This is a genomic window from Herbidospora sakaeratensis (genome assembly GCF_001570525.1).
Lineage (GTDB): Bacteria > Actinomycetota > Actinomycetes > Streptosporangiales > Streptosporangiaceae > Herbidospora > Herbidospora sakaeratensis.
Genome location: NZ_BBXC01000008.1, coordinates 604,703 through 629,350, shown reverse-complemented (window position 1 = coordinate 629,350; position 24,648 = coordinate 604,703). Strand labels below are relative to the sequence as shown.

At 71.2% G+C, this 24,648-nt stretch carries 26 protein-coding genes and 1 tRNA gene; 9 read left to right on the top strand and 18 right to left on the bottom strand.

The window, feature by feature from the left end; translation table 11 throughout:
• Window positions 1–89: 89 nt before the first annotated feature.
• The 8 genes from AW271_RS39555 to AW271_RS08585 form a co-directional block, all read right to left on the bottom strand.
• Entirely contained in the window at window positions 90–242 is a 153-nt protein-coding gene (locus tag AW271_RS39555) for a hypothetical protein (RefSeq protein ID WP_156045872.1), read from the bottom strand.
• Window positions 243–698: 456 nt separating this feature from the next.
• Window positions 699–770: transfer RNA gene (locus AW271_RS08615), tRNA-Val, on the bottom strand.
• A gap of 15 nt (window positions 771–785) precedes the next feature.
• Complete coding sequence (locus AW271_RS08610) at window positions 786–1,733, bottom strand: quinone oxidoreductase family protein (RefSeq protein WP_157553978.1); 948 nt, start codon at window positions 1,731–1,733, stop codon at window positions 786–788.
• On the bottom strand, window positions 1,730–2,092 hold the full coding sequence (locus AW271_RS08605; protein WP_062334597.1) for a hypothetical protein: 363 nt from the start codon (window positions 2,090–2,092) through the stop codon (window positions 1,730–1,732). Before AW271_RS08605 ends, AW271_RS08610 begins: the two co-directional genes overlap by 4 nt.
• Window positions 2,089–2,952: a DODA-type extradiol aromatic ring-opening family dioxygenase gene (locus AW271_RS08600; RefSeq protein WP_062334594.1), complete on the bottom strand. Its 864-nt coding sequence runs from the start codon at window positions 2,950–2,952 to the stop codon at window positions 2,089–2,091. The genes AW271_RS08605 and AW271_RS08600 overlap by 4 nt, the downstream gene beginning before the upstream one ends.
• 13 nt (window positions 2,953–2,965) lie before the next feature.
• Window positions 2,966–3,724, bottom strand: a complete 759-nt coding sequence (locus tag AW271_RS08595; RefSeq protein WP_062334592.1) for a citryl-CoA lyase — start codon at window positions 3,722–3,724, stop codon at window positions 2,966–2,968.
• Complete coding sequence (locus tag AW271_RS08590) at window positions 3,721–4,827, bottom strand: CaiB/BaiF CoA transferase family protein (protein WP_062334589.1); 1,107 nt, start codon at window positions 4,825–4,827, stop codon at window positions 3,721–3,723. Before AW271_RS08590 ends, AW271_RS08595 begins: the two co-directional genes overlap by 4 nt.
• A gap of 69 nt (window positions 4,828–4,896) precedes the next feature.
• Window positions 4,897–5,706, bottom strand: coding sequence for an IclR family transcriptional regulator domain-containing protein (locus AW271_RS08585; RefSeq protein ID WP_062334586.1), 810 nt, complete (start codon window positions 5,704–5,706; stop codon window positions 4,897–4,899).
• A gap of 118 nt (window positions 5,707–5,824) precedes the next feature.
• Between AW271_RS08585 and AW271_RS08580 the strand changes: the two genes are divergently transcribed.
• Entirely contained in the window at window positions 5,825–7,216 is a 1,392-nt protein-coding gene (locus AW271_RS08580) for an amidohydrolase family protein (protein ID WP_062334582.1), read from the top strand.
• 122 nt (window positions 7,217–7,338) lie between these two features.
• On the opposite strand, the gene AW271_RS08575 is transcribed toward AW271_RS08580, so the two are convergent.
• The 5 genes from AW271_RS08575 to AW271_RS08555 form a co-directional block, all read right to left on the bottom strand.
• Entirely contained in the window at window positions 7,339–8,253 is a 915-nt protein-coding gene (locus AW271_RS08575) for an ROK family protein (protein WP_062334580.1), read from the bottom strand.
• A 14-nt stretch (window positions 8,254–8,267) separates the two neighbouring features.
• Window positions 8,268–8,507 (bottom strand): hypothetical protein, encoded by a 240-nt coding sequence (locus AW271_RS08570; protein WP_245652989.1) that lies wholly within the window; start codon window positions 8,505–8,507, stop codon window positions 8,268–8,270.
• An 80-nt stretch (window positions 8,508–8,587) separates the two neighbouring features.
• Complete coding sequence (locus AW271_RS08565) at window positions 8,588–9,028, bottom strand: peroxiredoxin (RefSeq protein ID WP_062334574.1); 441 nt, start codon at window positions 9,026–9,028, stop codon at window positions 8,588–8,590.
• 66 nt (window positions 9,029–9,094) lie between these two features.
• On the bottom strand, window positions 9,095–9,520 hold the full coding sequence (locus AW271_RS08560; protein ID WP_062334571.1) for a DUF3052 domain-containing protein: 426 nt from the start codon (window positions 9,518–9,520) through the stop codon (window positions 9,095–9,097).
• Between the two features lie 122 nt (window positions 9,521–9,642).
• Window positions 9,643–10,053 (bottom strand): secondary thiamine-phosphate synthase enzyme YjbQ, encoded by a 411-nt coding sequence (locus tag AW271_RS08555; RefSeq protein WP_062334568.1) that lies wholly within the window; start codon window positions 10,051–10,053, stop codon window positions 9,643–9,645.
• Window positions 10,054–10,321: 268 nt separating this feature from the next.
• Between AW271_RS08555 and aceE the strand changes: the two genes are divergently transcribed.
• Window positions 10,322–13,069, top strand: coding sequence for a pyruvate dehydrogenase (acetyl-transferring), homodimeric type (aceE, locus tag AW271_RS08550; protein WP_062334565.1), 2,748 nt, complete (start codon window positions 10,322–10,324; stop codon window positions 13,067–13,069).
• A 55-nt stretch (window positions 13,070–13,124) separates the two neighbouring features.
• On the opposite strand, the gene AW271_RS08545 is transcribed toward aceE, so the two are convergent.
• The gene (locus AW271_RS08545) at window positions 13,125–14,969 is read right to left on the bottom strand and encodes a C1 family peptidase (protein ID WP_062334562.1); all 1,845 of its coding nucleotides are present in this window, start codon (window positions 14,967–14,969) and stop codon (window positions 13,125–13,127) included.
• Between the two features lie 126 nt (window positions 14,970–15,095).
• On the opposite strand from AW271_RS08545, the gene AW271_RS08540 reads away from it, so the two are divergent.
• From AW271_RS08540 to AW271_RS08510, 7 genes are all read left to right on the top strand, one after another.
• A complete protein-coding gene (locus AW271_RS08540) occupies window positions 15,096–16,859 on the top strand; it encodes a S1 family peptidase (protein ID WP_062334558.1) in 1,764 nt (587 codons plus the stop codon).
• 158 nt (window positions 16,860–17,017) lie between these two features.
• Window positions 17,018–17,524 (top strand): hypothetical protein, encoded by a 507-nt coding sequence (locus AW271_RS08535; RefSeq protein ID WP_063817913.1) that lies wholly within the window; start codon window positions 17,018–17,020, stop codon window positions 17,522–17,524.
• Window positions 17,521–18,534 carry a peptidoglycan-binding protein gene (locus AW271_RS08530; protein ID WP_063817912.1) on the top strand — a complete coding sequence of 338 codons (1,014 nt, stop codon included), beginning with the start codon at window positions 17,521–17,523 and terminating at the stop codon, window positions 18,532–18,534. The genes AW271_RS08535 and AW271_RS08530 overlap by 4 nt, the downstream gene beginning before the upstream one ends.
• Window positions 18,531–19,199, top strand: a complete 669-nt coding sequence (locus tag AW271_RS08525; RefSeq protein WP_062334546.1) for an ABC transporter ATP-binding protein — start codon at window positions 18,531–18,533, stop codon at window positions 19,197–19,199. Before AW271_RS08530 ends, AW271_RS08525 begins: the two co-directional genes overlap by 4 nt.
• Complete coding sequence (locus AW271_RS08520) at window positions 19,192–20,379, top strand: ABC transporter permease (protein ID WP_062334541.1); 1,188 nt, start codon at window positions 19,192–19,194, stop codon at window positions 20,377–20,379. Before AW271_RS08525 ends, AW271_RS08520 begins: the two co-directional genes overlap by 8 nt.
• Window positions 20,380–20,414: 35 nt before the next feature.
• The gene (locus AW271_RS08515) at window positions 20,415–21,068 is read left to right on the top strand and encodes a response regulator transcription factor (protein WP_062334536.1); all 654 of its coding nucleotides are present in this window, start codon (window positions 20,415–20,417) and stop codon (window positions 21,066–21,068) included.
• A gap of 5 nt (window positions 21,069–21,073) precedes the next feature.
• Window positions 21,074–22,183 carry a sensor histidine kinase gene (locus tag AW271_RS08510; RefSeq protein ID WP_062334530.1) on the top strand — a complete coding sequence of 370 codons (1,110 nt, stop codon included), beginning with the start codon at window positions 21,074–21,076 and terminating at the stop codon, window positions 22,181–22,183.
• A 112-nt stretch (window positions 22,184–22,295) separates the two neighbouring features.
• Here AW271_RS08510 and AW271_RS08505 read toward each other — a convergent pair whose 3' ends face one another.
• From AW271_RS08505 to AW271_RS08490, 4 genes are all read right to left on the bottom strand, one after another.
• The gene (locus AW271_RS08505; protein WP_062334524.1) at window positions 22,296–22,508 is read right to left on the bottom strand and encodes a hypothetical protein; all 213 of its coding nucleotides are present in this window, start codon (window positions 22,506–22,508) and stop codon (window positions 22,296–22,298) included.
• Window positions 22,509–22,671: 163 nt separating this feature from the next.
• The gene (locus AW271_RS08500; RefSeq protein WP_062334517.1) at window positions 22,672–23,361 is read right to left on the bottom strand and encodes a helix-turn-helix transcriptional regulator; all 690 of its coding nucleotides are present in this window, start codon (window positions 23,359–23,361) and stop codon (window positions 22,672–22,674) included.
• 10 nt (window positions 23,362–23,371) lie between these two features.
• Window positions 23,372–24,304: an alpha/beta hydrolase gene (locus AW271_RS08495; RefSeq protein ID WP_062334514.1), complete on the bottom strand. Its 933-nt coding sequence runs from the start codon at window positions 24,302–24,304 to the stop codon at window positions 23,372–23,374.
• A 13-nt stretch (window positions 24,305–24,317) separates the two neighbouring features.
• Window positions 24,318–24,533, bottom strand: coding sequence for a hypothetical protein (locus tag AW271_RS08490; protein WP_062334512.1), 216 nt, complete (start codon window positions 24,531–24,533; stop codon window positions 24,318–24,320).
• Window positions 24,534–24,648 lie beyond the last annotated feature (115 nt).

Genomic DNA, 24,648 nt, shown 5'->3' with positions numbered 1-24,648 from the left:
TTGGGACGGGGGCTCGTGTCTGCAGCTGACCGACAATCGGTTCACGTGGCGAAACGCGGGTTCGCCCGGATCGCCGGAGGCTCGGCCGTTTAGACGTCCATGCACCACATGGGCTTGCCGTCGATCGTGCAGGGGTACCACTCGCCGCGCTGGGCGTTGGCGGGGGCCGCGAGGACGGCGAAGGTGGTGATGGTGACGGCGGCGGTGGCGGCGAGGGCGGCGGCGCGCTTGAGCGTGCGCATGGGGATCTCCTGTTGTCGAGGTGTCGTTGTTGACGGATCTCAGTAGACAGGGGGGCCCTTGGGGATCACTTCCACGCGACTTGGTGGGCGCTTGAGCCCCAATGCAGACGCAGGTCACAGACGTAAAAGGCGCCACGTCGTTGACAGGATGCCCTTTTTCGTGGGCGTTTCCGGAGACCGGAGTCGCGCGAACCCTGACCTCTATGCGATCCCGCACTGCACGCCGAGATAGTCGTGACCGCAGTGGTGGAGCACCACGTTCGCCCGTCTCGGGGAGGCCGGTCGTGCAGTGCTGGCGTCATGGGCCTGGCCGCCATCGTGGCGTCCGCGAACGTGCGCGGCCACAGCAGACCCCAGATCGGCTCGGAAGAGTTCGAAGGCGAGGGCTCGCTGAGCTGTGCAGCTCGGCTGAAAACGAAAGCCCCTCACCCGTTTCCGCAGGTAAGAGGCTCAAAGTGGGCGGTACTGGGTTCGAACCAGTGACCCCTCGCTTGTAAGGCGAGTGCTCTACCGCTGAGCTAACCGCCCCGGACCGCTTACACCTTACGGCACTCCCAAGCCCGAAGGCACCTCGGTAACCCGCACGACCGCGCGCCCACCTCCCGTACCGTCCCAAGCCGCCCCGACCTCGTCGAGCCCCACCACATGGTGATCAACCGACAGCTCCCCTCGGGCCGCATGCCCGAAGATCGTCGACAGCGCCGCCCCCCGCTGCTCCCGGCTGACCGCGTTGTTCGAGTACCCCAGCACGGACACGGCCCCGCTCCGCAGCAGGGCGGACGACAACACCGCCGAGTCGGACGCCGAGCCGCCCAGATTGACCAGCCGCCCGCCGGGCCCCAGCACCCGCAGCGCCGCCTCGGCCGGCTCGCCGAACACGGGGTCGATCACCACGTCGGCGGTCCCGATCGTCTCGCGCAGCCGGGCGGCCAGGGTCGCCACCGGCTCCAGGGGGATGCAGCCCGGCCGGGGAGCCCGGGAGACGCCGACCACGTCACCGGCGCCCAGCAGCCACGCCGCCCGGAGCGCCACCTGTCCCACCGTCCCGCCGGCCCCCAGGACCACGACCTTCTCGCCGCGGGTCAGCCGGGCGCGCCACGTCAGAGCCAGCCACGCCGCCACCGCCGACAACCCCAGAGAGGCCGCCGCGACGTCGTCGCAGTCGTCGGGGAGGCGTACCAGATCGGACGTGGGCACGGCGCAGAACTCGGCCATGCTCCCGTTTCCGGGGGCCATCCCGGCCGACGTGGGAAACCACACCCGCTCTCCGTCGGGGGTGATCCCGACGCCCTGCACGCCCGGTACGTACGGCAGCGCCGGTTCGCCGAAGTAGGACACGCCCGACGCGCACAGCAGGTCGAGCGGGGTGATCGGCGCGCAGGTGACGGAGAGGAGAACGTCCCCGGCCCCCGCAAGAGGCCGGGGGACGCTCCCTGTCACCGGTGGGCGGCCGCACGATTCGATCAGGGCCGCGCGCATCGGTGAGCTCATGTGGCGATGTCCGGGTAGGGCAGGCTGAAGTGCGACAACCGGGCGGCGTACTCCTTCTGGAACGCCAGCGGCTCCTCGTAGTCGCGCTCGAACATCGCGATGAACAGCGTCAGCGTCAGGAACGGGTGGGCGCCCAGTTCGAACAGGCGAACGTAGTCGTGGGAGGTCAGCGCTTCACGCTCCCCCGGGGAGAAGGACAACCACGTGCTGGCCTCCCCGCCGTGGCAGTTCAGGATCTCGTTGGCGATGGTCGACTCCCACCACGCCACCGTCTCGTGGGGGGCGGCGCGGTAGCGCTCGACCAGGTCGGGGTCGCGGTCGACGGTGAACAGGAACTTGTTCAGCAGGTACTTGCTCATGCCGGGACCCCGTTCGGATACCAGGTGAAGTAGGCCTCCATCGTGTGGAACAGGTCGAGGGAGTCGGCGTAGTCGGCCTTGGCGCCCTCTCCGGCCACGCCCATCATGAGCATGAAGTCCATGAACCCGTGGGTGGCGTTGCCGGGCGTCCACAACGAGTCGAGGGTGACCTCGGCCAGGGCGCGTTCGATGTCGCCGGAGGCGATCCACTCGACCGCCTTGCGGTCGAACTCCGGGTCGGGGCCGTGCGGGCCGAACTGCCTCGGGCCGCCCAGTTCGAGCGACAGGTGGCCGGTGCCGATCACGGCGACGCGCAGGTCGGAGGGCCAGGTGTCGATCAGGCGCCTGATCGCGTGGCCCAGCTCGACGAATCGCCCCGGCCGGGGAAGCGGCGGGGCGAAGATGTTGGTGTAGATCGGCACGATCGGCAGGTCGGCCTCGGGGCGCAGCGTGATGATCGGGCACGTGATGCTGTGGTCGATCCGCAGCTCGTTGGAGAAGGCCAGGTCGAAGCCCTCGTCGAGGCCGCCGCGCAGGATGTGGGACGACAGCTCCTCGTGGCCGCGCAGCAGCATGCGGGGCAGGCCGAACTCGCGCTCCTCGTTGTACCAGTTGGCGTCGTAGAAGGGCGCCTTGCCCACCAGGAACTGCGGCATGTTGTCGAGCCACAACTGGTGGAAGTGGTCGGAGCCGACCATGACCAGCACGTCGGGGCGGGCCCGGGTCAGGGTCTCGCGGAAGGCCGTGATCTTCGCGACCCACTCGTCGGCGAACGGCGGGCGTTCCTCCGGGGGCGCGGTGCTGGCCTTGTAGTAGAACGGGTGGTGCGTGGACGCGATCACGGCGGCCAGTGTTGCCATGCGGACACCTTCTCTAGGGTTCGTACGTCGCGTTCCGGTCGACGGTCAGGTAGACGTCCATGCCGATGGGGCGGCGGCGCTCCTCGGCCAGATGGCCGAGCAGGCCGGCGGCGCGGGCCAGCAGGGCGAAGCCGCGCAGCAGGTCGACCGGGAGCCCCAGGTCGGCCAGTGCGGCTCCGCAGACCCCGGCGCCGTTGAGCGGCAGCCGGCGGCCCAGCACCTCGGGGTGCACCCGCCCGATGGCCTCGAACAGCGCCAGGTGAGGGCCGAAGACGCCCTCCTCCCGCGCGATGGCGAACAGCACCGGGGTGCGCGGGTCCTCGACCTTGTGGACGGGGTGGCCCAGGCCCGGGATCAGGCGCTTCTCGGCCCTCGCCTCGCGCACGGCCTCCAGTGCCACGTTGTCCCAGCAGTCGTCTCCGTTGGCGAACTCCACGAGTTCGTGGAGGAAGCGCCCCGCGTCCTCGGTCACGCCCAGGAAGCGGGAACCGCCGCCCAGCAGCCCGGCCGCCAGCGCCCCCTGGACGCTCTCGGGGGCGCTCAGCAGCGTCAGCCGGGCCGCGATGGCCGTCGGGGTGAACCCGTGGTCGGCCAGGGCGACCAGGACCGCCTCGAACACCCGGGTCTCCCCGGGAGTGGGGCGGCGGCCGGCCACCAGCCAGAACGCCAGTTCGCCGAAGCCGACCTTGCCCATCAGGTCGTGGGCCAGGTCCTGCCCGAGCAGGCTGATCGAGTCGGCGTCGGACGTGCCGATGCCGGTGGGATAGTTCATCGCAGCCACTTCCTGATCTCGTCCCCGTGTTCGTCCAAGGCCGGCGGCGGCAGCCGGTAGCCCGCGGGGGTGCCGGAGAAGCGGATGGGGTGGCGCACCGACGGCACGCCGCCCGGCTCCACCACCGGTTCCAGGCCCAGGTCCTCGGCCAGCGCGACCCCCTCGGTCACCGTGTTGATGGGGCCGCAGGCCACCCCCGCCGCGCTGAGCGCCGCGAACAGCTCGGCCCGCGTCCGCTTCCTCAGCTCCGCGACCAGCAGCGGCTTGAGCTCGGCCCGGTTCGCGGTCCGATCCCGGGTACGCGCGAAGCGCGCGTCATCGGCCAACTCGGGCACCCCGAGCACCTCGCACAACTTCCGGAACTGCCCGTCGTTGCCGGCCGCGACGACCAGCTCCCCGTCGGCGCACTCCAGCGGCTCGTAGGGAAAGAGCGACGGGTGGGCGTTGCCCATCCGGTGGGGGGTGACCTCTCCGGCCACCACGGCGCTCGAATGGTTCACCAGCGCCGACAGGGCCGACGACATCAGGTTGACCTCGACGCGCTGGCCGCCGCCGGCGTAGAGCGCGGCGAGGATGCCCGACACCGCGTGCAGGCCGGTGATCACGTCGAAGACCGACATGCCCGCCCGGTAGGGAGGGCCGTCGGCCGAACCGGTGAGGCTCATCAGCCCCGAGACCGCCTGCACGATCAGGTCATACCCGGGCAGATGGGCGCCTCCCTCCGCACCGAAGCCGGTGATGGAGGCGTACACCACCTTGGGGTTGCGCTCCCGGACCGCCGGATAGTCGAGCGCGTAGGCGGACAGGCCGCCGGGCTTGAAGTTCTCGATGAAGACGTCGGCGCGGGCCGAGAGCTCGTGGGCGAGCGCCCGGTCGGCGGGGTCCTTCAGGTCGAGGGCGACCGAGCGCTTGCCCCGGTTGACGCCCAGGTAGTACGTCGAGACGCCGTCGCGCTCCGGCGGCAGCCAGTTGCGGGTGTCGTCGCCGCCGGGCGCCTCGACCTTGATGACGTCGGCGCCCATGTCGGCCAGCAGCATCGTGGCGTAGGGCCCGGCGAGCACCCGGGAGAAATCGGCCACGAGGATGCCGTCGAGTGCGCCCATGAGTTCCCTTCGTCCGTCACGCGGACATATGTCCGCGATCCCGAGTCTGGTCGGGCGGCGAAGGCGATGTCAAGCGGGGACCTGGGAGGTCGACTGGGGGATCGACTCGTGCAGGGCGACGTCGGCGCCGATAGCGCCGGCCGTGCGGAGCAGGGCGGGCAGGAACTCCTCGGTCAGCCGCTCCATCGAGGTCTCGGCCGAGTGGGCGTTCACGTTGATGGCCGCGATCACCTTCCCGTGGCCGTCGCGCAGCGGCGCGGCCACCGAGCGGATGCCCGGCGCGAGCTGCTCGTCGGTGACCGCCCAGCCGCTGGCCCGGACCGCCCGCAGCGCCGCGTGGCGCTCCTCGGCGGACGGCCGCCAGCGCGGCGTGATGCCCGACTGGCTCGGCGTCTCGAGCACCGCGTCGGCCTCGGCGGACGGCAGCGCGGCCAGCAGGACCTTGCCCAGCGAGGTCTGGAGCGCCGGGAACCGGGTCCCTATGCTGACCGACAGGGTGACGATCTTGGGCACCGCGACGCGGGCGACGTACACGATGTCGGAGCCGTCGAGCTGCGCGATCGAGCACGACTCGCGCGTCAGCGCCGAGAGCTGCTCCAGGTGCGGCCGGGCGATCTCCCACAGGCCCATCGAGTGGACGTAGGCCACCCCCAGCTCCAGCACCCGCGGCGTGAGCGCGAACCCGCCCTCGGCGGCCCTGACGTAGCCGAGCTCCTCCAGGGTCAGCAGGATGCGGCGGGCGGTCGGGCGGGCCAGTTGGGCCGCCGTGGCGACCTCGGTGAGGGTCATCGCGCGCTGGCGCGGGCCGAACGCCTTGATCACATCGAGCCCCCTGGCCAGCGCCTCGATGAAGTCGGGTCCGGTGTCCTTGCGTGGCATGGGTCGACTTTAGACGGCCCGGAGTGTCTTGACATCGGCGGAGGGGGCTCGCATTGTTGCATTCACCTTTCTGCGACCGCCAGGCGGACGTTGGTCCGCGACTCTGGGAGGCAGCTCTATGCCCATCGTCCTCCGCAACGGACTCGTGCTGACCATGGACGACCGGCGAACCGTGCTGGCGCGCGGCGACGTGCTGGCCGACGGGGAGCTCATCGTCGCCGTCGGGCCCGACCTGGAGGTGCCCGAGGGCACCGAGGAGATCGACGCGTCCGGCGGCATCGTCATGCCCGGCATGATCGACACGCACCGTCACCTGTGGCAGACCGCGATGCGCGGCTACGGCGCCGACTGGACCCTCACCCAGTACTTCGTCTGGTACTACCTCGAATGGGGCAAGAAGTTCCGTCCCCAGGACGTCTACGCCGGCAACCTGCTGGGCGCCGTCGAGGCGCTCGACGCCGGGGTGACCACCACTGTCGACTGGTCGCACGGGCTGCAGACCGTCGACCACGCCGAGGCGGCCGTCGACGCGCTGGAGGCGGTGCCGGGGCGGTTCGTGCTCGCGTACGGCAACATTCAGCAGGCCCCCTGGGACTGGGCGCCCTCCGCCGACCTGCGCGACTTCATCGGGCGGCGGTCATGGGGCGACATGCTGGGGCTCCAGCTGGCCTTCGACGTCACCGGCGACCCCGCCTTCCCCGAGAAGGCCGCCTTCGAGGCCGCCCGCGACCTCGGGCTCCCCGTCACCACCCACGCGGGCGTGTGGGGCGCGACCAACGACGAGGGCATCCGGCTCATGTACGAGAACGGCTTCATGACGGCGGAGACCACCTATGTCCACGCCGCCACGCTCAGCGCCGACTCCTACCACCGGATCGCCGCCACCGGCGGTTCGGTGTCGGTCTCGACCGAGAGCGAGCAGAGCGCCGGGCAGGGCTACCCGCCCACGTGGCAATTGCGGCACCACGGCATCCCGGTGTCGTTGTCGATGGACACCAGCGTGTGGTGGAGCGGCGACCTGTTCTCGGCGATGCGGGCCACCCTGGGCGCCGACCGGTCGCGCGAGCACCTGGAGGCCCACCTCAAGTCGGAGACAGTGACCCACTGCCACCTGCGGGCCGAGCAGGTCGTCGAGTGGGCCACCCGGGGCGGCGCGGCGGCTCTGGGCCTGTCGGACAAGATCGGCAGCCTGGAGCCCGGCAAGAAGGCCGACATCGTGCTGATCAAGAACGACGCCTCGCCGGTCATGTTCCCGATCCTCAACCCCTACGGCCACATCGCCTTCCAGGCCCAGCGCGGCGACGTCCACACGGTCCTGGTGAACGGCGTGGTGGTCAAGCGCGACGGCAGGGTCGACGGCGTCGACGCCGCCCGCGCCGCCGTGACGCAGACGGTCGACCACCTCATGAGCGAACTGGGCGACGCCTGGCTCTCCGGAATGAACCCCGACATCCCGGAGACCAAGATCCTCGACAACCCCTACATGTACACCGACTACAGGTCGAGCTGAGCCGCCGAACCGGGCCGTCTTTTCTCGACAACCCCGCTGTGCATGTGCACCGACTACAGGTCGAGCTGAGCCGCCGAACCGGGCCGCCTTTTCTCGACAACCCCGCTGTGCATGTGCACGGACTACAGGTCGAGCTGAGGGGCCCAGCCGCGGATCCCCGCCGCGCGCCAGCCGAGGATGCCCGCTCCCAGCATCCCCGCGCGCACGCCGAGCGCCGTCTGGCGCAGCGGCGGGGGTTTGCGGAAGCTCAGGCGCTCGGTCATGCGGTCTCTGAGCGGCATCAGCAGGGCCTCGCCGGCCTCGCCGAGGCCGCCGCCGATGACGATCATCGCCGGGTCCATGAGCAGCGTGTACGACGCCAGCGAGATCGCCAGCGCCTCGACGGCGTCGGCCAGCACGGCGTAGGCGTGGGGGTCGGTGGCCGCGTTCGCCATGACGTCGACCGCCGTGGCCGGCTTCCCGGTGCGCTCGGTGTAGCGGCGGCCCAGGGAGGCCGCCGAGGCGTAGGTCTCCAGGCAGCCGGTCTGGCCGCAGGCGCACCGCTCGCCGTCGGGCCACACGGGCGTGTGCCCGATCTCGCCGCCCCAGCCGTTGACGCCCCCGTAGGGCTCGCCCTTGATGATCAGGGCGCCGGCGATCCCCGTACCGATCGGAAGAAAGAGGAAGTCGGTCACGTCGCGCCCGGCCCCGAAGACGCTCTCGGCCAGACCGGCCGTCTGCACGTCGTGGCCCAGGCTCACCGGCAGCCCCTCGGGCACGAACGCGCCGGCCGGGACGTCGCGCCAGCCGATGTTGGCCGAGAACAGGGCGGTGTCGCCGTCGACGATCCCGGGCACCGCCAGGCCCACGCCGCTCGGCGGCCCGTCGCCGGACGCGGCGAGTTCGGCCACGTAGGCCCGGATGTTGGCGACCACGGCCTCGGGCCCGTCCTCCCGCCCGGTCGGACGTCCGGGAAAACCGGTCACCTCGCCCGATTCACTGACGAGGCCGCCCTTCATCGATGTCCCGCCCACATCCAGGGCGACCACGTAACTCATCCGGACATCTAATCTCACGACCGCCCGAGTACGCGAGACAGGGCCGCCTCCACCTCCGCCGCGAGATCGGCCGGCACCGGGGGCCGCCCCGGGTCGCCGTCGCCGGCGCTGCGCACGTGGCCGCAGGAGCGGCACTCGACCTCGCCCAGGCGGCAGACCAGGGTGGTCGAGCCGCACGAGGAGCAGGCGTCGAGTTCGAGGTCATGGGCTCGCTGGCAGTCCGGGCAGATCAGGACCTGGGCGTCAGAGCGCACCCCGCGCCTCCACGGGCTCGCGCCACGAACCGGGTCGGTCTGCCGGGCCCCGCATCGGTAGCAGGGCATGTCGGCCTCCCCTACAGCTCGCTGAGGACTTTCCGATATTCGGCGACGTCGCGCGGCTGCCCCATCGCGGTCGCGACCGTCCAGCGCACCACGCCCTCGGCGTCGATGACGAAGGTCCCCCGGGAGGCGACCCCCTTCACCTCATCGAAAACACCATAAAGACGCGCGACCTGACCGTGGGGCCAGAAATCCGAGAGCAGGGTGAGGTCCCAGCCCTCGCGGTCGGCCCAGGTCCGTTGCGCGAACATCGAGTCGACCGAGACGGCCAGCACGACCGCCTCGCCGAACCCGTGCAGATCGTGGAGTTCGCCCTGGCAGACGCCGGTGAAGGCGAACGGGAAGAAGACCAGCAGCACCTTGCGGCCGCGCAGACCCGACAGGCGGACCGGCGTGCCGTGCTGGTCGGTCAGCTCGAAGTCGGGCGCGGGAGACCCGGCGGCCGGCATGTCCATGATCGCTCCGCCCGTAGTGAGCCTGCCGTACGGCGGCGGCCGTACGGCAGGACGGGGCCCGGCCGGCTAGCGGCGGCCCTTGAAGACGAGTCTCGTGCCCGACCAGTCTCTGGCCGCGCTGATGCTGCTGGTCTGCGCGAGGCCGGCGGTCGTGGCATCCTCGCCGATGTCGCTCGGCTCGACGTGGCCGTCACGGCCCGCCTTGGGGGTCAGCAGCCAGATCTGGCCGCCGTCCGCCAGCGCCGTGGTCACACCGCTCAGGATGTCGAACAGATCGTCATCCCCGTCGCGGTACCACAGGAGCACCACGTCGACGACCTCTTCATAGTCCTCGTCGACCATCTCGTTGCCGGTCAGCTCCTCGATGGACTGACGAAGCGCCTCGTCGCTGTCCTCGTCCCAGCCGACCTCCTGCACCACCTGACCCGGCTTGAGGCCGAGTCGTTCGGCCAGGCCGCGCTCGCCCTGCGCCTGACCCGCGGTCGCGCTCACTCTCATCCCTCCTGCTCGGATCGACCCCGCTCGGAAACCGCTGCGGGTATCGTTCGGCACAGTCCACACGCTGTGACCCATCGTCGTCAACGGTCGCCACGGTCAGTGACCCGCACCGTTATCTACGATTCGGACAAATAGGACAAACGAACACGACGTTCCATGTTGTCCACGTTGAGATCCACGATGGCGATCGACTGCCAGGTGCCCAGCGCCAGTCGCCCCCCGATGACGGGCACCGTCGCATAGGGCGGAATCAGGGCCGGCATCACGTGAGACCGCCCGTGGCCCCGAGAGCCGTGGGCGTGCCGCCAGCGGTCGTCGGCCGGGAGCAGGTCGCCCAGCGCTGCCAGCAGGTCGTCGTCGCTGCCGGCGCCCAGTTCGATCAGCGCCACGCCCGCCGTCGCGTGAGGGACGAAGACGTTGAGAAGACCGTCGCCTCCGGCGTCTCCGACGAACCTCGCGCACTCCGCGGTGATGTCGTGCACCCGTTCCCGGGAGCCCGTCCGCACCTCGATGACCTGAGATCTCACATCGGGATACTAAGGTGCGGCCTGCCCGCAAATCGGGGCCGTGCGACCAGGTGAGGGACAACCTAGGTCAAAACGTTACGCTGACGAAGTGAGCACACCCGGTGGTGGCGGGATGTGCAAGCTTGGGCGAAAATCGTCCTACCATCGGTGGTCTAGGCCAAAGACCACCCGGTTACCCCGCGGTAGAGATGCATCTTCCGCAGGGAGCAGCCAGGATGGAACCCGAACCCTAGACCGACAAAAGTCCATTCTCGGAAGGCGAGACCCAGTGGCTTCCGGACGCCAGCGTTTCTCGATCATCAGTGACGGCCTACCCAGCCAGTTCCCTGATGTCGATCCAAGCGAGACCCAGGAGTGGCTTGAGTCGCTCGACAACGTCGTCAGGACGGAGGGGCGAACCCGAGCGCGCTATCTGATGCTCCGCCTGCTCGAACGGGCGCGTGAGCATCAGGTCGGCGTCCCGGGTCTGCGCAGCACCGACTACATCAACACGATCGCCCCCGAGCGCGAGCCGTGGTTCCCCGGCGACGAATACGTCGAGCGGCGGATCCGCGCCTACAGCAGGTGGAACGCCGCGATCATGGTGACCAGGGCCAACGCCCGCACCAACGTGGGCGGCCACATCGCCACCTACGCCTCCGCCGCGTCCCTCTACGAAGTGGGCTTCAACCACTTCTTCCGCGGCAAGGACCACGGCGAGTCGGGCGACCAGGTGTTCTTCCAGGGCCACGCGGCCCCCGGAATCTACGCGCGCGCCTTCCTCGAGGGCCGCCTCACCGAGACCCAGCTCGACGCCTTCCGGCAGGAGTTGTCCCACGGGTTCAAGGGGCTGCCGTCCTACCCCCACCCGCGCCTGATGCCCGACTTCTGGGAGTTCCCCACGGTCTCCATGGGCCTGGGCCCGATCGGCGCGATCTACCAGGCGCGGTTCAACCGCTACCTGCACGACCGCAAGATCAAGGACACCTCGCGCAGCCACGTGTGGGCCTTCCTCGGCGACGGCGAGATGGACGAGCCCGAGTCGCTCGGCGCCATCGGCCTCGCGGCCCGCGAGGAGCTCGACAACCTGACCTTCGTCATCAACTGCAACCTTCAGCGGTTGGACGGCCCGGTCCGGGGCAACGGCAAGATCATCCAGGAGCTCGAGTCGTACTTCCGGGGCGCCGGGTGGAACGTCATCAAGGTCGTCTGGGGCCGTGACTGGGATCCGCTGCTGGCGGCCGACGTCGACGGCGTGCTGGTCAACCAGATGAACACCACGCCTGACGGCCAGTTCCAGACCTACTCGGTCGAGAACGGCGGCTACATCCGGGACCACTTCTTCGGCGGCGACCCGCGCCTGCGCAAGATGGTCGAGCACCTGTCCGACGACGAGATCCGCAAGCTCTCGCGCGGCGGCCACGACTACCGCAAGGTCTACGCGGCCTTCAAGTCGGCCCGCGACCACGTCGGCCAGCCGACGGTCATCCTGGCGCAGACGATCAAGGGCTGGACGCTGGGCAAGGACTTCGAGGCCCGCAACGCCACCCACCAGATGAAGAAGCTGAGCAAGGCGGAGCTCAAGGAGTTCCGCGACCGGCTCTACCTTCCGATCCCCGACAAGGACCTCGAGGGCGACCTGCCGCCCTACTACCACCCGGGTCCCGACAGCGACGAGATCGCCTACATGAAGGAGCGCCGCCACGCGCTGGGCGGTTTCCTGCCCAAGCGGGTCGTGCGCGCCAAGAGCCTCACGCTGCCGGGCGACGACGCCTACAAGCAGCTGTCGAAGGGGTCGGGCAAGCAGAACGTCGCCACCACCATGGCGTTCGTCCGCCTGCTGAAAGACCTCATGCGCGACAAGGAGATCGGCAAGCGCTTCGTGCCGATCATCCCCGACGAGGCCCGCACCTTCGGCATCGACGCCATGTTCCCGACCGCCAAGATCTACTCGCCCTACGGGCAGACCTACGAGGCGGTCGACCGCGACCTGCTGCTGTCCTACAAGGAGTCGACCGAGGGTCAGATCCTCCACGAGGGCATCACCGAGTCGGGCTCGATGGCCTCCACGATCGCGGTCGGCTCGGCGTACGCCACGCACGGCGAGCACATGATCCCGATCTACATCTTCTACTCGATGTTCGGGTGGCAGCGGACGGCCGACCAGATGTGGCAGCTGGCCGACCAGATGGGCCGCGGCTTCCTGCTCGGCGCCACCGCCGGCCGCACCACCCTGAACGGCGAGGGCCTCCAGCACGAAGACGGCCACACGCCGCTCATCGCCTCGACCAACCCCGCGGCGGTCTCCTACGACCCGTCGTGGGCCTACGAGGTGGCCCACATCGTGCGCGACGGCCTGCGGAGGATGTACGGCGAGAACGCCGAAGACGTCTTCTACTACCTGACCGTCTACAACGAGCCCTACCAGCAGCCCGCCGAGCCGGCGAACCTCGACGTCGAGGGCCTGCTCAAGGGCCTCTACCTGTTCGCCCCCGCGCAGGGTGACGGCCCCAAGGCCAACATCCTGGTGTCGGGCGTCGCCGGGCCGTGGGCCCTGGAGGCGCAGCGCATGCTGGCCGACGAGTGGGGCGTGGCGGCCTCGGTGTGGTCGGCCACCTCGTGGTCGGAGCTGCGCCGCGAGGCCCTCGCGTGCGACGAGCACAACCTGCTCAACCCTGAGGCCGAGCAGAAGGTCCCCTACGTCACGACCAAGCTGTCGAACGTACCCGGGCCCTTCGTGGGCGTCAGCGACTACATGCGGGCCGTACAGGACCAGATCGCGCAGTGGGTGCCGGGCGACTGGACGTCGCTGGGCACCGACGGCTTCGGCCTGTCCGACACCCGTTCGGCGCTGCGGCGGCACTTCCACGTCGACGCGGCCTCGATCACCCTGGCGGTGCTGACCCAGCTCGCCAAGCGCGGCGAGGTGAAGCCGGAGACGCTGAAGGACGCGATCGCCCGCTACCACCTCAAGAACGGCGTCACCGAGATCGGCACCACCGCCGAGTCGAACGACACCGAGGCGATGGGCGTCTGAGCCCAGGCGTCTCGCAGAAAGGCCCCCGAGGTTCTCGGGGGCCTTTCCCGTCTTCTCAGCGGTACGGGGTCAGCGTCGTGTCCAGGGCCGTGCGGTTCAGGATGCGGAGGAGGGCCGAGGTCATGGTGGCCCGGTCGGTGTCGAAGTCGGAGTGGCCGCGCGCGGCGCAGTGGTCGGTGATCGGGGTCATCGTGCCGGCCAGCACGACCGGGACGTCCAGGCCCGCCAGGTGCTTGGCCATGCCGAGGATCGGCACCTCGCCGCCCGCCTGGGCGGGCCGTTCGAAGGCGCGGGAGACCAGGTAGAGGATCGACTTGCGGTAGACGGCGCCGCACGCGTCGCCGAGCTCCAGGTCGTCGGTCAGGGCGAAGGTGGTGAACCGGCCGATGCGGGGGAGCAGCGGCGCGAGGGTGCGCCGGTAGTCGTCCACGGTGATCGCGGGGGCCAGGAACGTGGTGGACGCGATCGGGACCTGCGCCGCCACCAGGCGTTCCGCGAGAGCGGTCAGGAAGATCGAGCCGGCGCTGTGGCCCACCAGGTGGACGCGGGTGCCCGGGTGCAGGTGGTTGCGCAGCGCCAGCGCGGTCAGGGTGGCGCCGGGGTGCGGCGACCGGGTGGCGGCCCAGTCGACCTCGCCCGCCACCGGCTCCGAGGCCGCGCGGGCGTTCTGCTTCATCTGGTCCCAGGCCCACGCCAGGCTGCCGCGGGCCAGCACCTCGACGGCGCGGTCGGCCTGCTCGGTCAGCCACTCCGCCGGGCCGCCGGCGGGCAGGAAGCGGCGGGTCAGGTCGGCCAGCTGGTCGAGGAGGGTCTCGATCGCGCCCGTCTGCCAGGCGAAGGTGATCGGGTAGATCCGGTTGGCCAGCCACCAGCCGAGGTCCCGCCGGGCGATGTCCTGGCCCCGGCCGCCGCTGGTCAGGCCGCCGTGGGCGTAGAGGACCACGTGGCGTTCCCGGCCGCCCCACTTGGCGTGCGCGGCGTCCATCTGGGTGAGGGCCGCCTCGATCTGGCGGGGGGAGCTCTCGAAGGTCCCGATCCGGGCCAGGCGGCCGTCGTTGCCCAGGTTCACCACGTGGGGGGCCAGGTCCACGCCCGAGGCCGCGGCGGCGACCTCCGGGGCCGGTCGCGAGCGGGCGCTCAACGGGGTGCCCCGGACGCCGGGTCGGACCGCGAAGGCGTCGTAGGCGGTGGCCAGCCACTCGTCGTACGGGAGGGTGGCGAAGCCCCCGCCGGCCCACGACGGGCCCCACGAGTTCTGCACCAGGAAGCCCGTCTCGTCGTAGCCGACCAGGGCGAAGGCGTGGCCGCCCAGGGCCGCGTGGCCGCCCAGGCGGCGGATGACGTGGGCGCCGTTCTCCGGGCACGGCTCCCGCCAGCCCTCGTGGACGAGCGCCGACACGCACACCGCGCCCGCCTCGGCGATGGCCGACTGCAGGTCGTCGACGTTGCCCGGGGTCACCCGGTAGTAGGCGCCCATCGGGATGCGGGCGGCCTCGGCCGCGACCAGCGGGTCGTTGAGGTCGGGTTCGGGGTCGGTCCAGGCGTCCTCGGGGAGCACGCCGTGGTGGTACCAGCCCTTCAGCACGCCCCGGAGCGAGGAGCCGATGTCCTCCTCGCCGGCGAACTCGTCGTAGCGGCGGCCGAGGCGGTAGAGCATGTACGGGCTCACCGCCAGGCCGCCGCGCGCCGAGGCGATGACGGCGGCCAGGGCGTGGCCGGTGCAGGAGGCCCCCTCCTGGGTGAGGACCCGCCGGCCGGCGCGGTTGTCGACCACGTCGGGCAGCGGCCGCAGGAGGGGGCGGTAGGGGAGGTCGCGGGCGTCGTACACGTCGGGGAGCACCGCCGCGACGAAGGGGCGGCCGTCGACGCTGATGGTCCCGGGAGGGACGGCTCTGGCCATGTCCGCAACGGTAGGAACGGGCCGGAGCGGGCACCACCGGGTCTGCCCTGGGGTTTTCCCTCGGGTAATGGAAACCCCAAGTCACTCACAAGTGGCGGACAAGGCCGCTGGCCGACGATCAGTGCCGTGAACCTCAGAAGAATCGTCGTCGCCGCCGCCGCGGTGTCGGTGCTCGCCGCCTCTCCCGCGTACGCGGACGAGACGCCGGACGTCCCGATCGGGACCCGGCTCGCCGCGCAGACCCACCCCGCCGTCCAGCTCACCAGCCTGACCTACACGGGCCAGGTCAGCGTGCCCACCCCCGCCGTCAACGAGGCCAACCTCTACGCGCTCGTCGACAAGATCACCGCCGACGTCGTGGCCGGCAAGGTCGCCTCCGACCAGCGGACCATCGCCAAGTACATGTTCGAGCAGATGAACGCCAACGTGGGCGCCTACCTCGTGCCGGGCAGCCCGAACCGGGTCGTGGACGCCGAGGTCGGCGGCATGTGCACCGGCTGGTGGGTCACCCCCGACGGGTACATGGTCACCGGCGCGCACTGCGTCGAGATGGGCGACAAGCAGCTCAACGACGTCTTCGCCCAGCAGGCGCTCTCCAAGTTCTACGAGGAGGACGCCCAGGGGATCCTGGAGATGGTCAAGGACCTCTCGCCCGACGAAGAGATGATCAAGCTCGCCGAGAACCTGTTCATCAACTTTAACGCGGCCAACATGCGGATCGACGGTCTCAAGAAGGAGATCGCGGTGCTGCAGGCCCACCCGGGCGGCGGCGTCGACAAGACCGCCAAGCCGATCGTGGCCGAGCTCGTGGACGTCGGCGAGAGCTACCCCGGCAAGGACTACGCGCTGCTCAAGGTCAACGGGCAGCAGAACCTGCCGACCGTGCCGCTGGGCGACGACGCCGACGTGCAGGTCGGGTCGACGCTGTACATCAGCGGCTTCCCCGGGCTGGTCACCAACACCCCGTTCTTCAGCCTGGAGTCCAAGCTCGACCCGGCGCTGACCGAGGGGCCGTACAACGCGCTGCGGACGACCGACAAGGGCGTTCCGTACATCCAGACGCAGGCGCCCTCCTACCACGGCAACTCCGGCGGGCCGGTGTTCTCCAAGGACGGCGACGTCATCGGCATGCTGATCGCGGGCACCGTCTCCGAGGGCGGGGAGGCGTCGGAGAACGAGTCGTTCGTGCTCCCGATCTCGGTGATCAAGGAGAAGCTCAACGAGAAGGGCATCAAGCCGACCGCGTCGGCCACCACGACGCGCTGGAACACCGCGCTGGACGCCTTCTTCCTGAAGCACTACTCCGTCGCACTGCCCGTCTTCCGCGAGGTCCAGGCGCTGCACCCGACCCACCCGTGGGTCGCCGAGTACATCACCAACTCGCAGCAGGCCATCACGGCCGGCAAGGACGAGTCGCCGCAGTCGTCGAGCTTCTGGCTGCTCGTCGGCGCGGGAGTGATCGTCGCGATCCTGCTCGGCCTGGTGCTGCTCCGCCTGCTGGTCAAGCGGGCCAAGCGCAACAAGCGGCCGCAGATCCCGGTCTACAACGGCGCCCCGCCCTACCAGGCGCAGGCCCAGCAGATCCCGGCCTACCAGCCGCCGCCGGCCCACTCGCTGCCCCCGGCCGAGAGCACGACCCGCTACCGCCCGCCGTCGCAGCCCTACCAGGCCTACCAGCAGGCTCACGGGCAGGCTCACGGGCAGTCCCACGGGCAGTCCCACGGGCAGTCCTATGGGCAGTCCCAGGGTGGTGGACCGGTCCCGCAGCACCAGCCCTACGGCCACCAGCCGCAGGCCCAGCCGCAGCAGCCGCAGGACCGGAACGTGGCCGACCTGGAGCGGGAGCTGGAGGAGCTTCGCCGCCAGCTCGGCAACCGGCCGCCGCAGTAGCCCGGCATCGGCCGCTGCCTCGGCAGGAGGCCCGGTGGCTGTCCCCGGCCGGAACCGAGAAAGGCCCGCCTTCCCCGCGGGCCTTTTCTGTTCGCATAAACATGAGATAAGCGAATTCGTTTAATGGGTGTTTAACGGGTTCTCGCTAGAAATTGCGCATGACCCGAATCAGAATGGCTTTGATCGCGGCGGTGCCGCTGTTCCTGGCCGCCTGCGGAACCGCCCAGCAGAGCGGCGTCGCGACCGCCGGAGGCGTGTCCGCCTCGGCCCCGGCGCCCAGCCCGGCGGCGTCCGGAGACGCCGTGAAGTTCGCCCAGTGCATGCGTGAGCACGGCATCGACGTGCCCGACCCCGAGCCCGGCGGCAACGCCGTCAGGGTGCGGATCAAGGAGGGGGTCGACCCCGCGACCGTCGAGAAGGCCAACGAGGCGTGCGCGCAGTACCGGCCGATCGGCGGCGGGCCGGGAATGGGCGACGCGGAATTCGCGGACGCCGTCCAGAAATACACCGACTGCATGCGCGAGAACGGCGTCGACCTGCCCGACCCGCAGGTCGATGGCGGGCGGGTGATGATCCGGGGGCCGAAGGGCGAAATGGACTCGCCGGAGGCGAAGAAGGCGCAGGCCGCGTGCGAGAAGCACCTGCCCGGCGGGGGCCCGAAGTGAGGAAGGGGCTGCTCGCTGGCGGGGTGGCGGTCGCCGCGCTGGCCGGGGGCGGCGTCGCGGCGGCCACGCTCGACGAGCCCCCGCCGCCCGCGCCCGTCGCGGTGGCCACGGCCGAGATCACCCGCGGCGACCTGGCCGACGCCGAGACGGTCGGCGGCACCCTCGGCTACGAGAACCGGCGCGACCTGCCCAACTCCGCCCGGGGCACCGTCACCTGGACGCCCGAGGAGGGCGCCGTCATCCGGCGCGGCAAACGGCTCTACGCCGTCTCCGGCAAACCCGTCACCCTCCTGTACGGCGCCACGCCCATGTACCGCCGTCTCGACACCGGCACGTCGGGGCGCGACGTCCGGCAGCTGGAGCGCAACCTGAAGGCGCTCGGCTACGACCCCGGCACGGTCGACGACGACTTCACCTGGTCGACCCGGGAGGCCGTACAGGACTGGCAGGAGGACCTGAACCTCGACGAGACCGGCACGGTCGGGCCCGAGGAGGTGGTGGTCGCCTCCGGCGCGGTGCGGGTCGCGCAGGTGACGGCCGAGCCGGGCATGCCCGCCGGGCGGTCGGTCATCGCCACGACCGGCACCAAGCGGGTCGTCCACGTCGACCTCGCCGCCTCCGACCAGGAGCTCGCCCGCCTCGGCGCGGCGGTGACGCTGGAGACGCCCGACGGGCGGACCGGGAAGGGGCGCATCACCTCGATCGGCACGGTCGCCCGCCCGCCCGCGCAGGAGGGCGGGGAGGCCACGATCGACGTCGAGATCACCGCCGACGGGCGGCTCGGCCGGTTCGACCAGGCCCCCGTGGACGTCGCGCTGACCGGCGAGACCCGGAAGGGCGTGTTGTCGGTGCCGGTCGAGGCGCTGCTGGCGCTGCGAGAAGGCGGCTACGGCGTGCGGATCGCCGGTACGGTCACGAAGGTCACGACCGGGCTGTTCGCGGCCGGGCGGGTCGAGATCGAGGGCGCCGGGCTGGCCGAGGGCATGAAGGTCGAGGTGCCGGCCGAATGACCGCCGTCATCGAACTGGCCGGCGCCGCCAAGACCTATCCGGGCGGCGTGCACGCCCTGCGCGGCGTCGACCTGCACGTCGCCCCCGGCGAACTGGTGGCCATCGCCGGGCCGTCGGGGTCGGGCAAGTCGACGATGCTGCACCTCATCGGCACCCTCGACCGGCCCTCCGAGGGCACCGTGAAGATCGCCGGATACGACGTCGCCTCCCTGTCGGACCGGGAGCTGTCGGCGCTGCGCGCCCGCCGCATCGGCTTCGTCTTCCAGCAGTTCCACCTGGCCGACGGCGTCGCCGCGCTCGACAACGTCGCCGACGGCCTCCTGTACGCCGGGGTCGGCCGCCGCGAACGCCGGGAACGGGCCGCCGACGCGCTGGCCCGGGTCGGCCTCGGCCACCGGCTGGACCACCGGCCCAACCAGTTGTCGGGCGGCGAACGCCAGCGGGTCGCGGTGGCCCGCGCCGTCGTGGGCGAACCCGCGCTGCTGCTCGCCGACGAGCCGACCGGCAACCTCGACTCGGTCTCCGGTACGGGGGTGCTCACCCTCCTGAGCGAGCTGAACGCGGCCGGCACCACCGTGGTGATCATCACGCACGACGCCGACGTGGCCGCCGCCGCGCCGCGCCGGATCCGGCTGCGCGACGGCGTGGTGGTGTCCGATGGCTGAGTTGCGTCCGGCCCGGCTCTCGTGGGGCGACCTGGTCAGGGTGGGCGCGGCCGGGCTGCGGGTGCGGCCCGCGCGGGCGGTGCTCTCGGCGCTCGGCATCGCCATCGGCATCGCGACCATGGTCGCCGTCGTCGGCATCTCGTCGTCGTCCAAGGCCCAGCTGCTGGCCGAGCTCGACCGGCTCGGCACCAACCTGCTGCGGGTCACCCCCGGCCAGAGCCTGTTCGGGCAGCCGACCACGCTGCCGGAGACCGCGCTCGCGATGGTCGGCGCGGTCGGCCCGGTCGAGGTGGCGGGCGCGACCGGCGACACCGGGACGCCCGTCTACCGCACCGACCGGATCGACCCCCAGTCGACCGGCGGGCTGACCACCCGGGCCGCCTCGCCGGAACTGCTACGGGCGTTGCAGACGCCGGTCGCCGAGGGCGTCTGGCTGAACGACGCCACGGACGCGCTCCGGGCCGTCGTGCTCGGCGCGGTGGCGGCCGACCGGCTCGGGGTGCGCGACGTGGGGGAGCAGTTGTGGATCGGCGGCCGGTGGTGGACCGTCGTCGGCATCCTGGCGGCCTCGCCGCTGGCGCCAGAGGTCGACCGGTCGGCGCTGGTCGGGTTCGGGGCGGCCGGGACGTACCTGAACTTCGACGGCCACCCGACCACGATCTACACCCGGACCGACCCCTCGCAGGTCGACGCCGTGCGCGCGGTCCTGCCGGCCACCGCCTCGCCGGAGAGCCCGGAGGAGGTGGAGGTCAGCCGCCCGTCCGACGCGCTGGCGGCCCGCGCCGCCGCCGACTCGGCGTTCACCGGCCTGCTGCTGGGCATCGGCGCGGTCGCGCTGCTCGTCGGCGGGGTGGGGGTGGCCAACACGATGGTCATCTCGGTGCTGGAACGGCGCAGGGAGATCGGCCTGCGCCGCTCACTCGGGGCGACCCGGGGCCAGGTGCGCGGCCAGTTCCTCGCCGAGTCGCTGCTGCTCTCAGGCCTCGGCGGGGTGGCCGGGGCGGTGCTGGGCGCGGCGGTGACGGTGGCGTACGCGACCTGGATGGGCCTGCCCCCGACGGTGCCGGCCTGGGCGCCGGGCGGGGCGCTGACGGCGACCCTGCTCGTCGGGACGGTCGCCGGGCTCTACCCGGCCATGCGGGCGGCGCGCATGTCGCCGACCCTGGCCCTGAGCGCTTAAGCCGTGTTTACCCCCGGACCGGCAGGATGCGGACCATGCGGGTGCTGGTGGCCGAAGACGAGCAGGTGCTGGCCCGGGTCGTGGCGGCCGGGCTGCGCCGGGAGACGATGGCGGTGGACGTCGTGCACGACGGCGACGCCGCCCTGGAACGCGCGCTGACCAACGACTACGACGTCATCGTGCTCGACCGCGACCTGCCGGCGGTGCACGGCGACGACGTGTGCCGCCAGCTGGTCGCCCGGCGGATCCCGGCGCGCATCATCATGCTGACCGCCGCCGGCGACCTGCGGTCGAAGGTCGAAGGGCTGTCGATCGGCGCCGACGACTACCTCGCCAAGCCGTTCGACTTCCCCGAGCTGGTCGCCCGGCTGCGGGCGCTGGCCCGGCGGGTGCCGCTCGCGCACCCGCCGGTGCTGGCGCGGGCCGGGGTGCGGCTCGACCCGGCCCGCCGTGAGGTCTTCCGCGACGGCCGGTACGTCGCCCTCAGCCCCAAGGAGTTCGCCGTGCTGGAGATCCTGCTGCGGGCCGACGGCGCCGTGGTCAGCGCGGAGGACCTGCTGGAGAAGGCGTGGGACGAGAACATCAGCTACTTCACCAACTCGGTGCGGGTCACCGTCATGACCCTGCGCAAGAAGCTCGGCGACCCGCCCGTCATCGAGACCGTCACCGGCGCCGGATACCGCCTGTGAACCGCATGCCGATCAGGGCCCGGCTCACCCTCGTCTACGGGAGCCTGTTCTTCGCGGCGGCGCTGATCCTCGTGATGATCAACTACATCGTCGTCAGCCGGCAGCTCACGCGGCGCGTGACGATCCGCCTCCCGCTCGACGACCTGCCGCCGCTCACCGGCGACAAGCAGCTGTTCTTCTTCAACAAGCAGGTCGAGGACTACCACGAGACGGTGCTCGGCGCCCTGGTCTGGTGGTCGGCGCTGGCCGCCGTGCTGGTCGGCCTGGTCGGCCTCGCCGTCGGCTGGTACGTCGCCAAACGCGCCCTCGACCCCCTCCAGCACGTCACCGACACGGCCCGCCGCCTGTCGACCGACACCCTGCACCGGCGCATCTCGATGACCGGCCCGCACGACGAGATCAAGGACCTGGCCGACACCTTCGACTCGATGCTCGAACGCCTCGACAACGCCTTCGACGGCCAGCGCCGCTTCGTCGCCAACGCCTCCCACGAACTGCGCACCCCGCTGGCCATCAACCGCGCGCTGCTCCAGGTCTCCATGTCCGACGGCCTGATCCCCGCGTCGCTCCGGCCGGTCCGCGACGAACTGCTGGAGTCGAACTCCCGGCAGGAACGCCTCATCGAGGGCCTGCTCACCCTGGCGCTGAGCGAACGCGACCTGTCGGGCCGCGAGAACGGCGACCTGGCCGACCTGGCCCGCCCGTCGCTGCTCGCCCACGGCTTGACGGTGTCGCGCCAGTTCCCGGCCCCGGTGATGGGCGACGGGGTGCTGCTGGAACGCATGATCCGCAACCTGGTCGACAACGCGGTGAGCTACAACGACGACCGCGCCCAGGTGACGGTCCGCACCGGCAACGGCGCCGGCCACTCGTACGTGACCGTGGAGAACACCGGCCGCGAGATCGCCCCCGCCCAGGCCGCCCGGCTGTTCGACCCCTTCATCCGCCTCGACCCCGACCGGACCGGATCGGCCGGCGGCGCCGGGCTGGGCCTGTCGATCGTGCGCGCCATCGCGCGGGCGCACGGGGGGACGGCGGAGGCCCGGCCGAGGGAGGGCGGCGGGCTGATCGTGACGGTCCGGCTACCCCTCCTCGCGGAACCCGCCACGGTCTGAGACGTCGCTTCTCCCCGTCGTCGCGGCGCCCTTCGCAGCAGGAACACGCCGACGTGCCCCTCCACGCAGCCGCCTTCAGAGCCGCGCCCCGAAACGGTCGGGCGATGTCATCTCAGGCCTTCTCGCCGCTGCCGCTCCAGGCCAGCACCAGCATCAGCAGGCCGATCACGATCAGGCCGATGTTCGCCGCTATCTCATAACCCTGGAGGAAATCGAGGAATCGCACCACGACCCAGAGCCGGAACCAGCCGATCCATTCATAGACGAGCCCGCCGACGCCCTGAATGAGGAATAAGAAGCCCAGTATCTCGACCAGCTTTCTCATGGCCGAAGGCTAACTCACGGGTTGTTCAGCGGGTGCGCCGACTTATGGCCGATTGTTTCAACATTATCCGCAGTCGACCGCGGAATTGGGCGGCCGGCAAGCGCCCGCAATCCACGCCGGCCACACGTCAGCAGGCGCTCGCGATCGGCTTCGGCGGGCCGGGTCAGGCGGGCTGGCGCAGGAGGCCCGTTTCCGAGGCGAAGGTCGCCGCCGGCCGCATGGGGGCACGTTCTCCCGTGGCCTCGGCGCCCGCGATGCGGTCGAGGCGGAAGACGCGGACCGCCTCGCGTAAGCGGCACCAGCCCACCAGATACCACTCGCCGCGGCGGTTGCCGACGAAGACACCCGGCTCCACCTCGCGTTCGGTCGGCACGCCCTTGGCGTCGGCGTAGCCGATGCGGAGGACGCCGCCGTCCAGGACGGCCTGGTCGATGACGGTGGCGATCGGGTCGGCGGGGCGGTCGTCGTCGCGGACCAGCTGCACGCGTTCGGCCAGGGCCCGCGCGCGTTCGCCCTCGCCGTCGGGCATGGCGTCCATGACCTTGCGCAGGGCGCTTCTGGCCTGTTCGGCGAAGGGGAGTTCCTCGTGGCTGAGGGCGACGGCGATGGCCACCGCCTCTTCGGGGGTGAAGTTGAGGGGCGGCAGCGACATGCGCCGGTCGAGCACGTAGCCGCCGCGGCGGCCGAACTCGGCGTAGATGGGCACGCGGGCCTCCTGGAGCGCGGCGACGTCGCGCTCGATGGTGCGCACGCTCACTTCGAACCTCTCGGCCAGCTCGCGGGCCGACCGGGGCCGGGGCGAGACGGCCCGCAGTTCCTCGACGAGGGCGTAAAGCCGATCCGTACGGTTCACAGGCGGCAGCCTAGATACCCCCACCGACAAAACCGCGCCGCAGCGCCTCGATCTGCTCGGCCGTGGAGCGCCGCCCGATCGGGGTGTCGGGTTGCGCGCCGGCGAAGCCGTGGAAGGCGCCCGGCCACAGGTGGAACTCGACCGGCACCCCGGCCGCCGCCAGGCGCAGCGCGTAGTGGGCGTCCTCGTCGCGGAAGACCTCCAGGTCGCCGACGTCGAGGTAGGCGGGCGGCAGGCCCGACAGGTCGGTGGCGCGGGCGGGGGCGGCGTAGACCGGCGCGTCGGTGAGGTCGCCCAGGTAGGCGCGCCAGGCGAACCGGTTGTTGCCGCGCGGCCACGACACGGCCTGCTCGAACTGGGCCGCCGACGCCGTGTCGTCGCGGTCGTCGAGCATGGGGCACAGCAGCAGCTGGAAGCACAGGCGCGGGCCGCCCCGGTCTCTGGCCATGAGGGCCAGCCCGGCGGCCAGGCCGCCGCCGGCCGAGTTGCCGCCGACGGCCAGCCGGTCGGCGTCCACTCCCAGCGTGGCGGCGTTCTCGGCCGTCCACACCAGACCCCGGTAACAGTCGTCGAAGGGGATCGGGTAGGGGTGCTCGGGCGCCAGCCGGTAGTCGACCGAGACCGCCGCGCAGCCGAGCGCCTCGACGAACCGGGAGATCCGGGAGTCGTCCATCTCCGGCAGGCCGAGCACCATGCCGCCGCCGTGGATCCAGTAGAGGCACGGGAGCGGCTCGTCGCCCGCGCCGGCCGGGCGGTAGACGCGCAGCCGCAGGCCGTCGGCGTCGACGTCGGTCACCTTGGTCCCGGGCCCCGGCGGCAGGCACGCGTCGGCGCGCGCCCGGCGGACCTCAGCCAGGTCGGCGGTGCTCAGGTCGTACGAGAGCGGCGGGGCCGCTTCCAGGGCGGCGCGCAGATCGGGGTCGAGATGGGGGTGAAGCGTCATGAACCCATGCGTATCAGGCCAGGTAGGAGCGCGCCACCCGGGAGGCCGTCTCGTCGTCGATCTTCTTGGCCAGCCCCAGGAACAACCGGACGATGCTGGCGATCAGGCTGACCAGGGCGGGCAGGTCGCCGCGGCTCACCCGGTCGTCGAACTGGATCGCGATCCCCGGATCCGTGACGCGCGCCGAGGTGATCGTCGAGCGGATCTCGCTCTCCGTCGCGTACTGCATGTTGCCCGGCCCTCCACCCGTGACGAATATCGTCTCAATTAGACCGGGTTACAGACGCGTACCTATGACGGCCGTTCGGCCGACAGCCGGACAAACGGCTCTACACTCTCAGGGC

What these genes read in the sequence shown, in the direction of transcription:
- AW271_RS39555 (WP_156045872.1), bottom strand. Translation starts at nt 242, where the DNA reads ATGCGCACGCTCAAGCGCGCCGCCGCCCTCGCCGCCACCGCCGCCGTC.
- AW271_RS08610 (WP_157553978.1), bottom strand. Translation starts at nt 1,733, where the DNA reads ATGAGCTCACCGATGCGCGCGGCCCTGATCGAATCGTGCGGCCGCCCA.
- AW271_RS08605 (WP_062334597.1), bottom strand. Translation starts at nt 2,092, where the DNA reads ATGAGCAAGTACCTGCTGAACAAGTTCCTGTTCACCGTCGACCGCGAC.
- AW271_RS08600 (WP_062334594.1), bottom strand. Translation starts at nt 2,952, where the DNA reads ATGGCAACACTGGCCGCCGTGATCGCGTCCACGCACCACCCGTTCTAC.
- AW271_RS08595 (WP_062334592.1), bottom strand. Translation starts at nt 3,724, where the DNA reads ATGAACTATCCCACCGGCATCGGCACGTCCGACGCCGACTCGATCAGC.
- AW271_RS08590 (WP_062334589.1), bottom strand. Translation starts at nt 4,827, where the DNA reads ATGGGCGCACTCGACGGCATCCTCGTGGCCGATTTCTCCCGGGTGCTC.
- AW271_RS08585 (WP_062334586.1), bottom strand. Translation starts at nt 5,706, where the DNA reads ATGCCACGCAAGGACACCGGACCCGACTTCATCGAGGCGCTGGCCAGG.
- AW271_RS08580 (WP_062334582.1), top strand. Translation starts at nt 5,825, where the DNA reads ATGCCCATCGTCCTCCGCAACGGACTCGTGCTGACCATGGACGACCGG.
- AW271_RS08575 (WP_062334580.1), bottom strand. Translation starts at nt 8,253, where the DNA reads ATGAGTTACGTGGTCGCCCTGGATGTGGGCGGGACATCGATGAAGGGC.
- AW271_RS08565 (WP_062334574.1), bottom strand. Translation starts at nt 9,028, where the DNA reads ATGGACATGCCGGCCGCCGGGTCTCCCGCGCCCGACTTCGAGCTGACC.
- AW271_RS08545 (WP_062334562.1), bottom strand. Translation starts at nt 14,969, where the DNA reads ATGGCCAGAGCCGTCCCTCCCGGGACCATCAGCGTCGACGGCCGCCCC.
- AW271_RS08535 (WP_063817913.1), top strand. Translation starts at nt 17,018, where the DNA reads ATGACCCGAATCAGAATGGCTTTGATCGCGGCGGTGCCGCTGTTCCTG.
- AW271_RS08525 (WP_062334546.1), top strand. Translation starts at nt 18,531, where the DNA reads ATGACCGCCGTCATCGAACTGGCCGGCGCCGCCAAGACCTATCCGGGC.
- AW271_RS08520 (WP_062334541.1), top strand. Translation starts at nt 19,192, where the DNA reads ATGGCTGAGTTGCGTCCGGCCCGGCTCTCGTGGGGCGACCTGGTCAGG.
- AW271_RS08515 (WP_062334536.1), top strand. Translation starts at nt 20,415, where the DNA reads ATGCGGGTGCTGGTGGCCGAAGACGAGCAGGTGCTGGCCCGGGTCGTG.
- AW271_RS08510 (WP_062334530.1), top strand. Translation starts at nt 21,074, where the DNA reads ATGCCGATCAGGGCCCGGCTCACCCTCGTCTACGGGAGCCTGTTCTTC.
- AW271_RS08505 (WP_062334524.1), bottom strand. Translation starts at nt 22,508, where the DNA reads ATGAGAAAGCTGGTCGAGATACTGGGCTTCTTATTCCTCATTCAGGGC.
- AW271_RS08495 (WP_062334514.1), bottom strand. Translation starts at nt 24,304, where the DNA reads ATGACGCTTCACCCCCATCTCGACCCCGATCTGCGCGCCGCCCTGGAA.
- AW271_RS08490 (WP_062334512.1), bottom strand. Translation starts at nt 24,533, where the DNA reads ATGCAGTACGCGACGGAGAGCGAGATCCGCTCGACGATCACCTCGGCG.